This window comes from Myxococcus sp. CA033, assembly GCF_013336625.1.
Classification (GTDB): domain Bacteria; phylum Myxococcota; class Myxococcia; order Myxococcales; family Myxococcaceae; genus Myxococcus; species Myxococcus llanfairpwllgwyngyllgogerychwyrndrobwllllantysiliogogogochensis.
In genome coordinates this window covers 113448-127290 of the sequence record NZ_JABUMU010000010.1, presented here as the reverse complement: position 1 = coordinate 127290, position 13843 = coordinate 113448, and the positions used below count along the sequence as shown (strand labels likewise).

The following is a 13843-nucleotide window of genomic DNA, read 5'->3' as shown; positions in this document are numbered from 1 at the left end:
CAGCCCTCACACCCCGAGGAACCGCATGAACCGCACCCTGCTGCTGCTGTCCGCCGCTGGATTGCTCGCCCTGGGCGCGCTCTCGCTGGGCAGGCCTCCACCGCCTCCTCCGCCGCCCGTCACCGATACCAGCCACACCGTGGCCCAGCCGGATGAGCAGCCGGCCACCGCCGTGCTGCCGCTCATCGTCGCCCAGCCCTCCGATGGCGCCCTCACCCTCTCCGGAAAGCTGTCCGGCGCCTATGTCCAGCCGGGCGCCAGCGAGGCCTTCGCGTGGATGGAAATCAAGGCCCGCCCCGTGGAGAGCGGACGCCGCGTCCCGGTGAACATGGCCCTGGTGGTGGACCGCTCCGGCTCCATGGAGGGGCAGAAGCTCACGGACGCCAAGCGCGCCGCCGCCGAGCTGGTGAGCCGCCTCACCCCCGAGGACCGTCTGGCGTTGATCCACTACGGCACCGACACGAAGGTCATCGCCAGCCGGCTCGTCACGGACGCCTTCCGCGAGGAGCTGCTCGCCGCCATCAGCGCCATCCGCGCGGATGGCTCCACCAACATCAGCGGCGGACTCTCCGATGCGGCCACCGCGCTGCGCGGCCACCTCGCCCAGTACCGCGTCAGCCGCGCCATCCTGCTGAGTGACGGCCAGCCGACGACGGGCTTCGTGACGGAGCCAGAGCTCTTCAACCTCACGCGCAGCCTGCGCGACGAGGGCATCACCGTCAGCGCGCTCGGCGTGGGCGAGGACTTCCAGGCCAGCCTCATGCGTGGCATGGCCGAGCAGGGCGGCGGGTTCTCCGGCTTCATCGACAACTCCGCCCGACTGGCGGAGGTCTTCTCCCGAGAGCTGGACCAGGCCACCAGCACCGTCGCCCGCCGCGTGGAGCTGCGGCTGACCCTGCCCCCGGGCGTTCGCGACGTGGAGGTCATGGGCCTGCCCACCACCCGCGAGGGCAACGTCGTGAAGGTGCCGCTGTACGACCTGGCCAGCGCGCAGTCCGTGCGTGTCGTCGTGAAGCTGACGCTGCGAGCGACGGCCTCCACCGAGCCCGTGCGGCTGCTCGACGCCACCGTGCGCTACCTGGACGTGGCCCGCGACGCGACGGCGGAGGCGACGCTGCCCCTGACCGCCCAGGTCACCGAGGACGCCGCCCTGGTGCGCGCCCACCTGGACCGGGACGTGCGCGTGCACGCGGTGCGAGCGTTGGGTACCCAGCAGATGCGCGCCGCCGTGGAGGAGATGAAGCGGGGCAACCGGAAGGCCGCCGTCGGTCTGCTGGGCAACGCCAAGAAGCTTTTTGGCTCGTCCCCCTCCGCGCTGTCGGGGGAGCTTGCGGAGCTGGACCAGACAGAGGCAGCCTATGGGCGGGCGTCGAATGACGGTGACGTTCGCCGCGAGTCGCTGAACCTCTACAAGAAGACGATGAAGAACTTCGGCGAGAACAACGCCTATTAGTCAGGACGGTGCAGCCCCCATGGCCCTCTCCCTGCAGTTCCTCCACCGCGAGGAGTTTGAATCCCGCACCTTTCGCGCGCTGGGGGGAGGAGCCTGCATGGGCATCTTCGCGGCGCTCGCGCTGCGCGTCTGGGAGCCCTTCACGCCCATCGTCCGGCTGACGCTGGAGCCGGGCTACTTCGCGGTGGTGGCCGCCGCGCTCGCCGCCGCGAGGCCCCTGAAAGGCTACGGGCTGGGCCTGCGCGCGGCGCTCACCGTCCTGCCCGTCTTCCCCTTCCTCTTCTCCGCGCCCCACCCGTTGCCCCAGAGCCTGGCGGCCTGCATCGCCGCGGCGCTGGTGACGTGGCTCGGCAACGGCCGTGACGCCGCGGGAAGCTCCACCGCCGTCGCCGCGAGCGCCGCCGCCGCCGGCATCCTCGCCCCGGTGGGCCTGTACGTGCAGCAGGTGCTGGATGCCCGCTTCCTGGGCGACATGAACCTGGTGTCCCTGGTGGTCGGCTTCGCCTGCGTGGCCCTCTTCTGGAGCATCGGCACGCTGCCCTCGCACCTGGTGCTGCACACCGACACGGTGGAGGCCCGGGGCCTGGCGCTCGGCGACACGCTCAAGGGCGAGGCGCGGGAGCTGGCCGCGCGCGCGCTCGGGCTGTACCAGCAGTGCAAGACGGCGGTGCTGCGCATGCCCGCGAGCACCGGGCGGCAGGAGCTGGTGGGCGTGCTGGAGAAGATGGCGTCGGAGAGCTTCTCGCTCGCGGAGGCCCACGCGGCGCTCACCGCGCAGTTGGACTCCGTCGTCGCCCATGACGTGGACGCGCAGGTGAAGGAGCTGCGAGCACGCGCCGCCGCCATCCAGGACACCATCGCCCGGCGCCAGCTGGAGCTCGCCGCGTCCTCACTGGGCGAGGAGCTCAACCACCTGGATGCCCTGAGCCGCAAGCGCGAGCGGCTGTTCGCCCAGCTCCACGCGCAGGTGGCGCTGCTGGAGCGCGCCCGCGTGTCCTTCATCGGCGTGCAGGGCCATGAGCTGGGCTCCAAGGGCGAGCAGGCCGCGCAGCTCGCGCGACGACTCAAGGGCCTGGGTGACGACTCCACCCAGCCGCCCGCCCCCGAGGACGCGCAGGACACGCCGCGTCCCACCTCCGAGGCCACGCGCCTGCGGAGCTGACACCGCGCCCCTAGTTCTTCTTGGCCTTGCTCCGCGTCTTGCGCACGGCGACGCGGGCCGGCTGCTTGCGCTGGGTCTTCGCCCGGAAGCTGCCGGGGGGCGCGTGCAGCTCGTCGGCGATTCTCCGCTCGATGGCTTCTCGCGTGTCTCGCGCGACGATGAGCGCCGCCTCGATTTCCTCGCGCACCCGCGCCGCCTGCTCCTCCGCCGCGGCTCGGTACTCCGAGGTGGTCCGACGTAGGGCCAGTGTCCCTCGGTCCGCTGGCTCCACGCTCCGCGCCACCGCTGCCTGCCCCCGGGCCCTGCTCCCTCGCGACTTGTCTTCCCCTGCCTTTTCCGCCATGGGAGCCTCCACGCGCTGATCCCTTCCGTCGAAAGTGGGCCGTGGTCTCCTGTCGGGGAAGTCCGCCGCTCAACTCGGCCCCCATCCAGGCGGGAGGGCAGGCACCCAGCCGGCGGACCGGCAAGCAGCGGTGCTTCTCTTGCATCGCAGAAAAACGTAAAAGCAGGCCGGATGATTGTGGCGCAAGGGTGCCGGGCCCCTGCTACTCACAGCGACGCCGCATGGGCGGGCAGCGTCCAATTGCGAGGGATACCGTGGCGGTCAGCGAACCCTTTTCATTTCTGAAGCACCGGAAGCACAACCTGGACCGGATGACGCTGGGCGACCTCGTCTACTCGTTCTTCACGTACTACGCGGTCCTGGCCTACATCACCGTGGGCATCGTCAGCCTCGTGTACGCGGTGAAGTGGTTCGACAACCCGGTGCGCATGCTGCTGGCCATGCTGGCCGCGAGCGTGGTGTTCCCGTTCGGCTGGTACCTGGTCCACAAGAACATCCTGCACAGCCGCTTCCTCTACAAGACGCCCTTCACCGCGGCGACGTGGAAGCGCATCCACTTCGACCACCACCAGGACCCCAATGACTTGCGCGTGCTCTTCGGCGCGCTGGCCAACGTGCTGCCGACGGTGGGCGGAGTCATCGCGCCCATCGGCTATCTCATCGGCGGGAAGTCAGGAGCGGCGGCGGCGCTGGGCTGGGCGATGGTGGTTACGTGTTTCTATGAGTTCTGCCACTGCATCCAGCACCTGAACTACACGCCGAAGCTGGGCTTCCTGAAGGAAATCAAGCGCCTGCACCTGTCTCACCACTACCACAACGAGCAGGGCAACTACGGCATCACCAACTACTTCTGGGACCGCCTCTTCGGGACCTTCTATTCGAAGGCCGGTGAGAAGCCCAAGAGCCCCACCGTCTTCAACCTGGGCTACACCGCCGAGGAGGCCAAGCGCTACCCGTGGGTGGACAAGCTCTCCAACGGCACGCGCGGTGATGACCACCCGCGCCGCTTCTGGCAGGGCAAGGAAGGCCAGGGCACGCAGCCGGAAGACGCTTCGGCGCGAGTGGGCGGCGAGCCGTAGACGAAGGGAAGCGGCGAGCCTCCTGAAGAGGCTCGCCGGAAGAGCTCACCCGCCCGACGCGGCTAGTACTTCACCGAGCCGTTGGGCAGCATCAGCGTCGAGTTGGACTTCTGCAGCGCCACCATGGAGCGCGCCATGTCCAGCACGAGCACCGCGCGGCCACGCACGGACAAGTCCCTCACGCGAGCCTCGAACGTCACCGGCGCCACCCGCGCGTCCAGCTCCGACGCCTGAGCGCCATTCCGGGCGAAGTCACCCAGCGCGTTGAAGTGCACGGTGATTTTGACCTTGTCGACGCCCGGCGGCACCGTGAAGCGCGCGGCCAGCGGCGAGTGGCCCGGCGTCGCCAGCTCCAGCATGTTCGACATCACCTGCACCGGCACGGGCTTGCCCTCGGCGGTGGTGATGAGCACGTCGGAGACGGGCACCTTCAGCGAGGTGTAGTCCGTCAGGCCCTCGCCCCTCACCCGCAGCTCGAAGCTCTGCGTGGAGGGAGTGCCGGGGCCCTGCCCGCCGCCGGGGGTGGGGCCGGGGTTTTCACCGCCGGGAACAGGGCCCGGGTCCTGACCACCCGGAGCGGGGTCTTCACCACCAGGCACGGGCGTCTCCACACCCGGGTCGTCGCCCGGGAACGGGACGGAGTCATCACCGCTGCAGGCGGCGAGCACGAGGGCCGAGGCCCCCAGCGTGGACAGCAGGAACTTCTTCATGACGTGTCTCCTCGAAAGCTTTTGAGTGAATCGATGTCTGGAAGGTGTGTGTGGGACGGGGCTCAGGGCAGGCAGATGAGGCCCGTGGGAATGGTGAAGTCGACGGCGAGCGCCTGGGCGGCCGCGGGCGTCGCGGGGCCCGGGTCGAAGCCGCCGGGGAACGCACCGGCGTCACAGGAGTTGTTGTACGCGTCCAACTGCGTGTTGAGGGTTTCGAGCGTGGTGCAGTCGACGGAGCCCAGCGCGGTCAGCACGAGCGCCAGCAGGTTGGGCGGGACGGTGAGGCCGCCGAACAGGCGCTGGTTGCAGGTGGCCACCAGCATCTGACGGGCGACCAGGAAGCGGATGCGGTCCAGTTGGCTGCGCGGCAGGCCGGTGATGGGATACTTCGCCGGGTCACCCCACAGGAGGCCCTCCGCGCCCGGCAGCGTGGCGACGATGCCGATGCTGCCCAGGGGAATGGGGCCGCCAGCCAGGCACTGCTGCACCGCGGAGATGTGGCTCTTGTAGAAGCCCAGCGTCCGCGTCGCGGTGCACACTTCCGGCGGCGGCTGCACGCAGGTGATGCGCGCGGTGCACAGCGAGGAGCCCAGGTCGAACCCGGAGGTGAACACGTTGTCGATGTGGTCGTCCACCAGCCCATCGAGCAGCGCCAGCGTCCGGCAGTCGTCGTAGCTGTTGAGCGTCAGCGCGAAGTTCGACGTCACCGACTGGCCCACCGGAATCACCACCGGCGGCGGCGGGATGAAGGAGAAGCCCTCCAACACCAGCAGCGGGTCCGCCGCCGTCAACAAGATGGACGGCAACGTCGGGTGGATGTTGTTGACCTGGAAGCTGAAGTTCGCCGTGAAGGGATACGTCGTGACCTGCACCGAGGACTGCCCGTTCACCAGCTTCGAACACGTCAAATCATGCGCTTCCGCCACACCCGCCAGCCCCACCACGGCGGCACACGCCGCACCCATCCAACCGCTCAACGCCTTCATTTTCTTGCCCCGTCCTGCTTCGTCTTCTCGAGCCGGGATGACTCGTGTCGGGGGGACCTTTTTCACCGGATGTGCCACGCGAGGGACGTGTCAGGTCGCCTCCACGCCGACGAACCCACCTCCCTGGAGGCCGAGCAGGCGCGACGCGAGGGCCCCTTGCGTGGAACTCGCGTTCCCCTCGGTGGGAACGACGCTTCCGACTCGAAAAGGCGATGACTTCTCCTCCTGGGAAAATCCCGGGAGCAGGCAGGCACGGAAGTGAGGCCTCTCGTTCCCAGGCTGAGGACTGGCCCGCACTTCCCGAGCGAATCCGACGTCACGGGGAGCATCTACGAAGACCTTCGTTGACATCTACGAACCCATTCGTATGATGAGTTCGTGGATGCTGGATGCGAGGAAGCCATGAGCGAGTCGAAGCTGCCGCGCCCCACGGATGGCGAGCTGGCCATCCTGAGGGTGCTGTGGGAGCGCGGTGACAGCACGGTGCGAGAGGTGCACGAGGCGCTTCACCGGCGAGAGCCGGCGGAGGCCACGGGCTACACGACGGTGCTGAAGCTGATGCAAATCATGACGGACAAGGGCCTGGTGGCGCGCGACGAGTCCCAGCGCGCGCACGTGTACCGGGCCCATGCGACGGAGCAGCGCACGCAGCGGCAGTTGGTGACGGACCTGGTGGAGCGCGCCTTCGGCGGCTCTCCGGCCCGGCTGGCCATGCAGGCGTTGTCCTCGCGCAAGACGAGCCCGGAGGAGCTGGCCCAGTTGCGCCAGTTGCTCGATTCCATGGAAGGAGCGGACGAATGAGCAGCCTGGTGATGGAGTCGATGGGATGGGCGCTGGTGCACTCGCTCTGGCAGGGCACGCTGGTGGCGCTGGGATTGGCGGTCGCGCTGATGACGGTGGGCCGGCGCGCGGCCAACGCGCGGTATGCGCTGGCGTGTGGCGCGCTGGTGCTGACCGTGGTGCTGCCAGTGGCCACGGGGTGGCGGCACGCGACGCAAGCGCGCGCCACGCGGGCGGCCGAGCACGCCGTGTCCACGCGGGACCTCCGCCAGGAGGCGCTCGTCGCTGCGCGGACCCGGGCCATGGCGCGGTGGGACCGCTCCGCTCGCACCGGGGTCTCAGAGCGCGAGCCCGCGCGGGCCGCGACTTCCGACTGGACCCGCATGGAGCCCGCGAGCCTGCTGACGCTGGTGGTGGAGCGGGTGCGCGCGTCCCTGGCGGACCTGTTGCGCTGGGTGGTGCTCGCGTGGGTGGCGGGCGTGGGCCTGAGCTCCGGACGGCTGACGGCGGAGTGGGTGCAGCTGCGCCGGCTCGCGCGCCGTGCCCTGCCCGCGCCCCACGAGTGGCAGGAGCGGCTCGACACGCTGTCGCGTCGCCTGGGCCTTTCGCGCGCGGTGCGGCTGCTCCAGACGACCGAGGTGGACGTGCCCTCGACGGTGGGCTGGCTGTCTCCGGTGGTGCTGCTGCCGGTGTCCGCGCTCTCCGGACTGCCCACGCGCCAGTTGGAGATGGTGCTGGCGCATGAGCTGGCCCACATCCGCCGGCATGACTTCGCGGTGAACCTGGCACAGGTGGTGGTGGAGACGCTCTTCTTCTACCACCCGGCCGTGCGGTGGATGTCCAACGTCATCCGCGTGGAGCGCGAGCACTGCTGCGACGACGTGGCGGTGAGCGCCAGCGGCAACTCCGTCTCCTACGCTCGGGCCCTCACGGCGCTGGAGTCCCTGCGGGTGCTGCCCTCGTCGGAGCCGAGCCACGCGATGTCCGCGCTGGGCGGCTCGCTGCCCGAGCGCGTGCGTCGCCTGGTCTCTCCGCCCGCGCCGCGCTGCTCCTCCCGCTGGGTCGCGGGGGCGTCGGTGCTGACGCTCGTGAGCAGCCTCGCGGTGGCCGCGCCCCTGACGTCGCTGGTGCTGGGCCAGGCCCCCACCTCCGACGTGTCCAGGCCGGGCGTCGCGAACGCCGCCGTCCCCGCGCCGCCCGAGGCTCCCGAGCCTCCCGCGCCGCCGAGCCCGCGGGCCCTCCCCCGCCTCCCCACGGCGCCGAGGCCGCCCGGCGACGTCAAGGTGCCCCCCCCCATGAAGCTGGCCGCGGCGCCCAACGTGAAGGTGTCCACGCGCCAGGACGACGAGGACTCGGACCTCGACGAGCGCACGAAGGTGGGCGCCGGTCAGTCGCTCTCCGTCGACCAGTTGGTGGCGCTGAAGACGGCGGGCGTGACGCCGGAGCGGGTGCGGGAGCTGGAGTCGATGGGCTACGAGCCCACCGTCGCCAACCTCGTCGAGATGGGCCACATGGGCGTCACCTCCGAGTACATGAAGCAGATGACCGCGAGCTTCGGCCGCAAGCTGGAAGCCAACGCGCTGGTGGAGCTGCGCGCCCTGGGTATCACTCCGGAGTACGTGGCGGCGCTCAGGGACGCGGGCTTCGACACGAAGAACCCGGACGACGTGGTGGAGGCGCGCGCGGTGGGAGTGGACCCGGAGTACGTGCGCGGACTGAAGGCCGCGGGCTACTCCGGCATGTCGCTGGAGGACATCTCCGAGCTGCGCGCGGTGGGCGTGGACCCGGCGTACATCGCCGCGCTGGGCAAGGCCGGCCTGCCCAAGCTCTCCGTGAGTGACCTCCACGAGCTGCGCGCCCTGGGTGTCACGCCGGAGTGGATGGAGCAGATGCGCTCGGCCGGCGTGGAGACGAAGGACCCGGAGGAGCTCACCGAGCTGCGCGCCCTGGGCATCACCCCGGACTTCCTGCGCGAGCTGAACGCCGCGGGCCTGAAGAACCTCTCACCCGATGAGCTGGTGCGCCTGCGCGCCGGCGGCGTGGACGCCGACTTCATCCGGCGCCTGCGCGACTCCAAGTAACACCGTCACACCGAAACACCTGTCACCGAGTGGCCGGGGAGCAGCGCTCGCTCCCCGGCCCCGTGACACCTCTCCCCTCTCACGCCCTTCCCCACGGACGCGCCCACACGGGCTCGCGCCGGACGGCAGGGCTCCGTCCAGAACCGAAGGAGCCTCACCATGATGCGTCGCGTGTCGTCGCTGTTGACCTGCTGTGCCCTGTTGCTGGTGGCCACCACCGCCTCCGCCGCGAAGGAGCTGCGAGGCACCTGGACGTCCTCCTCCCGGGAGAAGTCCGCCGAGAACTTCCACATCAGCCTCATCCACCCCGACGACGAGGACGGCGGCAACGGGCAGATGGGCTTCTCCGAGCCCCGCGCGGCCTTCCAGGGCCTGCCCACGGCGGACGGCCCGGCCACCTTCACGCTCTCCCGCGAGGCCGGCGTCTTCACCTTCACCGGCACCTTCCAGGCCGGAGACGGCGCGGGCCACTACCGCTTCGCGCCGAGCGACACCTACGCGAAGTCCATGGCCGCGCTCGGCTACCCGAAGCTCACCGAAACCCAGCAGTTCCAGCTCGCGGCGACGAACGTCACCACCCAGCGGGTGAAGGAGCTGGGGGCGCTCGGCTACAAGGACATCCCGCTGGAGCAGCTGCTCACGGTGGGCATCTTCAACGTGTCACCCGAGTACATCCGCGAGCTGGCGAAGCTGGGGTACGAGAAGCTGACGCTGGAGCAGCTGGTGCAGGGCCGCATCCACGGCGTCACGTCCCAGCGCGTGAAGGACCTGGGCTCCGCGGGCTTCCCCAAGCTGTCCTGGGAGGACCTGCTCGCCATGTCCATCCACGGCGTCACCGCGGAGTACATCCGCGACGTGCGCGCCATGGGCTACGGCGGCCTGGACGCCGAGAAAATCGTCGCCTTCCGCATCCACGGCATCACCACCGAGTTCGCCCGGGAGATGCGCGGCCTGGGCTTCAAGGACCTGGACGCCGACGAGCTGGTCGCCATGCGCATCCACGGCGTCTCCACGCCCTTCGTGAAGGAGATGCGCGAGCTGGGCTTCAAGGACCTGGACTCGGACGACTTCGTCGCCATGCGCATCCACGGCGTCACCATGCCCTTCGTGAAGGAGATGCGAGAGCTGGGCTTCAAGGAAATCACGCAGGAAGAACTGGTCTCCTTCCGCATCCACGGCGTGACGTCCGACTTCGTGAAGAAGCTGCGCGACGCGGGCTACAAGAACATCACCCCGGACGAGCTGGTGCGCCTGCGCATCCATGGAATCGACGAGACGTTCATGCGTTCCATGTCTCGCGGCGGCAAGGGCGGCGCGGGCGGCAAGTAGCACTCCAGGGTCATTCAGGAAACTCCGTCTACTCACGTTCTTTACCGAGGGAGCCCGGTGTCCCCGCTTCGCGGGACACGAGGGGAATGGGTCATGTCATCCGGTATCAGAGGGGCCGTCGCGCTCGGAGTGTCGCTGTGGAGTCTGGCGACGAGCGCGGCGGTGGAGGGGCCGGGGAAGGAGCAGTTTCTCCAGGCGGCGCGGGCCACGGGCTCGATTCAGGTGGACGGGAAGCTGAACGAGGACGACTGGGCGCGCGCGCCGGTGTTCGACGGCTTCGTGGAGCGCTATCCGGCGGCGGGCCGGACGCCGTCGGAGAAGACGGAGCTGCGCATCCTCTACGACGGAGACATGCTGTACGTGGGCGTGGTGGCGCGCGACTCGGAGCCTTCGCGCATCGACCGGCGGTTGGGGCGGCGGGACAGCGCGCCGTACTCGGACACGATTCACGTCCTCATCGACCCGACGCATGACCACCGCACGGCGTACAGCTTCTCCGTCACCGCCGGCGGCGTGCAGAGCGACGGGCTCTACTACGACGACCGCTACTACACGGAGGACTGGAGCGGCATCTGGGCGGGCGCCTCGGACGGCGTGGAGGACGGCTGGGTGGCGGAGTTCGCCATTCCCCTCTCGCTGCTGCGCTTCCCGGAGGCGCCGGTGCAGACGTGGGGCTTCTCGGTGCGGCGGGACATCGCGCGCAAGAACGAGGAGCTGGAGTCGGTGGACAACCCGCGCAACCACAACGCCAACGTGTCGCGGCTGGGACACCTGACGGGCCTGGAGAACCTCCAGCCGCGCGGGCGGTGGGAGCTGATGCCGTACCTGGCGGCGCGGGGCCTGGCGCGGCCCCAGTTCTCGGACGCGTCACGGCCCGCGCCGCGTCTGCTCAGCCCGTCCATGGACGTGGGCCTGGACGTGCGCGCCGCGCTCACCAGCCAACTGGCGCTGGCGGCGACGTTCAATCCGGACTTCGGCGAGGTGGAGGCGGATGAGCTGCTGCTCAACCTGAGCACCTTCGAGGCGTACTTCCCGGAGCGGCGCCCCTTTTTCACGCAGGGCATGGAGCTGTTCCAGCCGGTGGGCATGGACGTGGGTGGCGCGCCGCTGGCGCTTTTCTATTCGCGGCGCATCGGCCTGGATACGCCGCTGCTCGGCGCGGCGAAGGTGACGGGCTCGGTGGGCGGCGTGCAGGTGGGCGTGCTGGACGCGCTCGTCACCGGCCCCTGGCAGGCGCGCGACGAGGCGAGCCCGGACCGGAACCTGCGCTTCGACTGGCGCAGGCCGCTGCACCTGGGCGCGGGGCTGGAGCTGCCGGACGAGCCCTCCGCGACGACGCACTACCTGGTGGCGGTGGCACGAGGGAAGGTGGGCGCGGGCTCGCGCGTGGGCGGCGCGGTGGCCATGGCCAACCCGCTGTCGGGCACCTGCACCGCCGAGGACGCGGCCCTGGAAGACTCACAGCAACCGGCGTCGTGTCGGGGACGCGGCGGGCTCGCGGGCGCGCTCGACTTCGACCTGAAGACGGCGGACAGCACCTGGGGCGTGTACGGGATGATGGTGGCCTCACGCGTGGATGGCGGCCCGCCGGAGCGGGTGCTCGCGGATGGCACCCGGTTGCAAACCGGGGACTCGGGCGTGGGCGGCTACCTGCGCGCGGGACGCTTCGGTGGCGAGGGCCTGCGTCCGGAGGTCGGCGTGGATGTCGCCACGCCGAAGCTGTCGCTGGTGGCCACGGGGTTCCAGCGCTCGCAGAACGAGGTGGCCCCCCGAGCCTCGCTGCGCTACGCGCGGCCCAATGGCCTGGGCCCGTTCAAGGCGCTGTTCGCCAATGCCCACGCCGGTGGAAAGTGGACGGCGGATGACCGGAGCGAGCACCGGGTCACCTGGTTCAACCTCTACGCGAGCGCCACCCTGCCCAGCTTCGACACGCTGAGCGTGGAGACGGGCCTGGACCTCAACGGCTACGACGTGCGGGAGCTGGCGAACACAGGCATCCCGCTGGAGCGACCGGACCGGATGTTCGTGAGCCTCAGCGGCGAGACGAACCCCAACCGCAAGGTGTCGGTGGAGGGGTACGTCGCGCTCGGCCACCGCTTCCAGGGCGGACCGAGCGCTCCGGCCTGGGACTGGGGCGGGGAGGTCACCTTGTCCGCGAGGCCGCACCCGTCGCTCCAGACGGAGCTCTCCGTGGGCAACGACAAGACGGACCATGGGCCGCGCTACGTGGAGACGCTGGACGATGGCCGCTTCCTGCTGGGCTCGCTGGACTCGCGCTTCCTGTCGCTCACGCTGAGACAGCAGTGGGTGCTGACGCCCCGGCTCACCTTGCAGGGTTACGCGCAGCTCTTCACCGCGCACGGCACCTACGGCCCCTTCTTCACGGCGACGTCCGACGCGCGGCGGTCGCGCATCCGGCTCGACTCGCTGACCGCCGTCGCGCACGACGACGACAGCAGCTTCTACGACACCGCGCTGAACGTGAATGTCGTCGCGCGGTGGGAGTACCAACTGGGCTCCACGCTCTTCCTCATCTACTCACGCTCGCAGCAGGGGCTGCCGGAGCCCGAAGGTGAGCGGCCCTCCGCGACGCTGCGTCCGCGACAGTTGCTGGCGGGTCCGGCCAACGACGCGGTGATGCTCAAATGGAGCTACTACTGGGGCGTGTGAGGTGACGGGGCCTCACGGCAGGGCGCACAGGCGCGAGACGGCGGAGCGCGCCTCGTTCACCACGCCCTCATGCGTGGCCAGCGAGAGGCCGGGCCCCACGTGCCCGTCATCCGACTCGGCGGGCTCCAGCGCCGGCCGCGCACGCGCACGGGCATGGTGCGCATAGGCGCGCGCGAGGACATCCAGGTCCGCGCCGTAGCGCCGCACGGCCTCGCGCAGCTCGGTGTCACGAACCTCCAGGGACTTCACCCGCGAGGACAGCTCCTCGAGCTGGCTCGCGTTCAAGGCCAGCGAGTGGGAGTCATGCTGCCTGTCTCGGAAGCCATCCGTCACGCGCAGCTCCTCCAGCACCAGGGCCTGCACGGAGGCACAGGTCTCCTTCTTGCGCGTCTGGCACGCGGACAGGCCCACGAGCCCCGCCGCCAGCCCCCACACGAGCACACGGCGGCTGGGCCCCGAGAGCCGAGGCCACCTGGCGCGACATGGGCGTGGAGACAGGCGCACGCACCCACGCTCGGCGTGCCACCCCGGGCTGTCAATTCCAGCCGGGAGCCGGTGTCGCGGGGCGAAAAGCCCGGGCACTCGGGACGGCGCTTCCGGGGGTCGCGACGCGCAAATGCGCGGTTCTGAAAAGACGCGCGCACGGCGGTCCTAGAGGCACGGGCAGGCGGGGGCCCGCCGCGAGGGCTTGGGAGCGTCGGCTGGCGAACGACTCGGGCAGACGAGTGCGTGCACGCGAGAAAGGCAGGTCCCAGTTTCGCCGCGGGTGGCGTGGAGGAGGAGGGTGCAATGGTTTCGCTTCGAATCGCCTGTCTCGGGCTGCTGATGGCACTGTCGGCGTGTGCCTCGTCGAATCCGGCCGTGGTGAGGGCCCCCCGCGAGGAGGCGCCTCCGGTGGTGGGCCTCCAGGAGGAGGGCGGCACCTACGGCTACCGCGCGGAGGACCCGGTGCGCGTGGGCTGGGGCAACCCGGGCGTCATGGCCTTCTTCGAGCTGCTGCGCGGCCCCCAGGGTCAGCGCGTGGCGTGGAAGCGGCTGGGCCCGTGTTGTGACACCGGCCCCACGCCCTCGCTCGAGTACGCGGGGCTGGAGGTGTTCGAGGTGGGCTACGAGGGGCTGGAGCTCCCCGTGCGCCTGTTCATCGACCCGAACCACGGGGCCGCCATCCGCGCGCCCCGGGGCTTCACCATCGAGGGCCTGACGTCCCGCGAGACGCCGACGACTCCGTCGGACGTCATCGAGCTGTAGCC

12 protein-coding genes are annotated in these 13843 nt (G+C 70.2%); 8 read left to right on the top strand and 4 right to left on the bottom strand.

The window, feature by feature from the left end; genetic code table 11:
- Positions 1 to 25 precede the first annotated feature (25 nt).
- Together HUA78_RS23785 and HUA78_RS23780 are read left to right on the top strand one after the other, a co-directional pair.
- Positions 26 to 1453, top strand: a complete 1428-nt coding sequence (locus tag HUA78_RS23785) for a VWA domain-containing protein (protein ID WP_174455918.1) — start codon at positions 26 to 28, stop codon at positions 1451 to 1453.
- A gap of 19 nt (positions 1454 to 1472) precedes the next feature.
- Positions 1473 to 2615, top strand: coding sequence for a hypothetical protein (locus HUA78_RS23780; protein WP_174455919.1), 1143 nt, complete (start codon positions 1473 to 1475; stop codon positions 2613 to 2615).
- A 10-nt stretch (positions 2616 to 2625) separates the two neighbouring features.
- On the opposite strand, the gene HUA78_RS23775 is transcribed toward HUA78_RS23780, so the two are convergent.
- Entirely contained in the window at positions 2626 to 2958 is a 333-nt protein-coding gene (locus HUA78_RS23775) for a hypothetical protein (protein ID WP_246137061.1), read from the bottom strand.
- A 254-nt stretch (positions 2959 to 3212) separates the two neighbouring features.
- Here HUA78_RS23775 and HUA78_RS23770 point away from each other — a divergent pair, with 254 nt between their 5' ends.
- The gene (locus tag HUA78_RS23770; RefSeq protein WP_141641687.1) at positions 3213 to 4037 is read left to right on the top strand and encodes a sterol desaturase family protein; all 825 of its coding nucleotides are present in this window, start codon (positions 3213 to 3215) and stop codon (positions 4035 to 4037) included.
- Between the two features lie 62 nt (positions 4038 to 4099).
- On the opposite strand, the gene HUA78_RS23765 is transcribed toward HUA78_RS23770, so the two are convergent.
- Together HUA78_RS23765 and HUA78_RS23760 are read right to left on the bottom strand one after the other, a co-directional pair.
- Positions 4100 to 4747 carry a hypothetical protein gene (locus tag HUA78_RS23765; protein ID WP_174460224.1) on the bottom strand — a complete coding sequence of 216 codons (648 nt, stop codon included), beginning with the start codon at positions 4745 to 4747 and terminating at the stop codon, positions 4100 to 4102.
- A 62-nt stretch (positions 4748 to 4809) separates the two neighbouring features.
- Complete coding sequence (locus HUA78_RS23760; protein WP_174477226.1) at positions 4810 to 5733, bottom strand: hypothetical protein; 924 nt, start codon at positions 5731 to 5733, stop codon at positions 4810 to 4812.
- 402 nt (positions 5734 to 6135) lie between these two features.
- On the opposite strand from HUA78_RS23760, the gene HUA78_RS23755 reads away from it, so the two are divergent.
- The 4 genes from HUA78_RS23755 to HUA78_RS23740 all read left to right on the top strand — a co-directional run bounded on the left by HUA78_RS23755 (position 6136) and on the right by HUA78_RS23740 (position 12593).
- Entirely contained in the window at positions 6136 to 6534 is a 399-nt protein-coding gene (locus HUA78_RS23755) for a BlaI/MecI/CopY family transcriptional regulator (protein WP_141641690.1), read from the top strand.
- Positions 6531 to 8594 carry a M56 family metallopeptidase gene (locus tag HUA78_RS23750; RefSeq protein ID WP_174477225.1) on the top strand — a complete coding sequence of 688 codons (2064 nt, stop codon included), beginning with the start codon at positions 6531 to 6533 and terminating at the stop codon, positions 8592 to 8594. The genes HUA78_RS23755 and HUA78_RS23750 overlap by 4 nt, the downstream gene beginning before the upstream one ends.
- Before the next feature lie 159 nt (positions 8595 to 8753).
- Complete coding sequence (locus tag HUA78_RS23745) at positions 8754 to 9923, top strand: 4-hydroxy-3-methylbut-2-enyl diphosphate reductase (RefSeq protein ID WP_254623862.1); 1170 nt, start codon at positions 8754 to 8756, stop codon at positions 9921 to 9923.
- A gap of 93 nt (positions 9924 to 10016) precedes the next feature.
- The gene (locus HUA78_RS23740) at positions 10017 to 12593 is read left to right on the top strand and encodes a DUF5916 domain-containing protein (protein ID WP_174477224.1); all 2577 of its coding nucleotides are present in this window, start codon (positions 10017 to 10019) and stop codon (positions 12591 to 12593) included.
- Between the two features lie 12 nt (positions 12594 to 12605).
- On the opposite strand, the gene HUA78_RS23735 is transcribed toward HUA78_RS23740, so the two are convergent.
- Complete coding sequence (locus HUA78_RS23735) at positions 12606 to 13034, bottom strand: hypothetical protein (protein ID WP_174477223.1); 429 nt, start codon at positions 13032 to 13034, stop codon at positions 12606 to 12608.
- Positions 13035 to 13382: 348 nt separating this feature from the next.
- Here HUA78_RS23735 and HUA78_RS23730 point away from each other — a divergent pair, with 348 nt between their 5' ends.
- On the top strand, positions 13383 to 13841 hold the full coding sequence (locus HUA78_RS23730) for a fibril protein (protein WP_254613991.1): 459 nt from the start codon (positions 13383 to 13385) through the stop codon (positions 13839 to 13841).
- Positions 13842 to 13843: the final 2 nt, after the last annotated feature.

Excerpts from the sequence above, each read along its gene's own strand:
- HUA78_RS23765 (WP_174460224.1), bottom strand. The coding sequence starts at position 4,747 with ATGAAGAAGTTCCTGCTGTCCACGCTGGGGGCCTCGGCCCTCGTGCTC.
- HUA78_RS23760 (WP_174477226.1), bottom strand. The coding sequence starts at position 5,733 with ATGAAGGCGTTGAGCGGTTGGATGGGTGCGGCGTGTGCCGCCGTGGTG.
- HUA78_RS23740 (WP_174477224.1), top strand. The coding sequence starts at position 10,017 with ATGTCATCCGGTATCAGAGGGGCCGTCGCGCTCGGAGTGTCGCTGTGG.
- HUA78_RS23730 (WP_254613991.1), top strand. The coding sequence starts at position 13,383 with ATGGTTTCGCTTCGAATCGCCTGTCTCGGGCTGCTGATGGCACTGTCG.
- HUA78_RS23785 (WP_174455918.1), top strand. The coding sequence starts at position 26 with ATGAACCGCACCCTGCTGCTGCTGTCCGCCGCTGGATTGCTCGCCCTG.
- HUA78_RS23755 (WP_141641690.1), top strand. The coding sequence starts at position 6,136 with ATGAGCGAGTCGAAGCTGCCGCGCCCCACGGATGGCGAGCTGGCCATC.
- HUA78_RS23775 (WP_246137061.1), bottom strand. The coding sequence starts at position 2,958 with ATGGCGGAAAAGGCAGGGGAAGACAAGTCGCGAGGGAGCAGGGCCCGG.
- HUA78_RS23745 (WP_254623862.1), top strand. The coding sequence starts at position 8,754 with ATGATGCGTCGCGTGTCGTCGCTGTTGACCTGCTGTGCCCTGTTGCTG.
- HUA78_RS23750 (WP_174477225.1), top strand. The coding sequence starts at position 6,531 with ATGAGCAGCCTGGTGATGGAGTCGATGGGATGGGCGCTGGTGCACTCG.
- HUA78_RS23780 (WP_174455919.1), top strand. The coding sequence starts at position 1,473 with ATGGCCCTCTCCCTGCAGTTCCTCCACCGCGAGGAGTTTGAATCCCGC.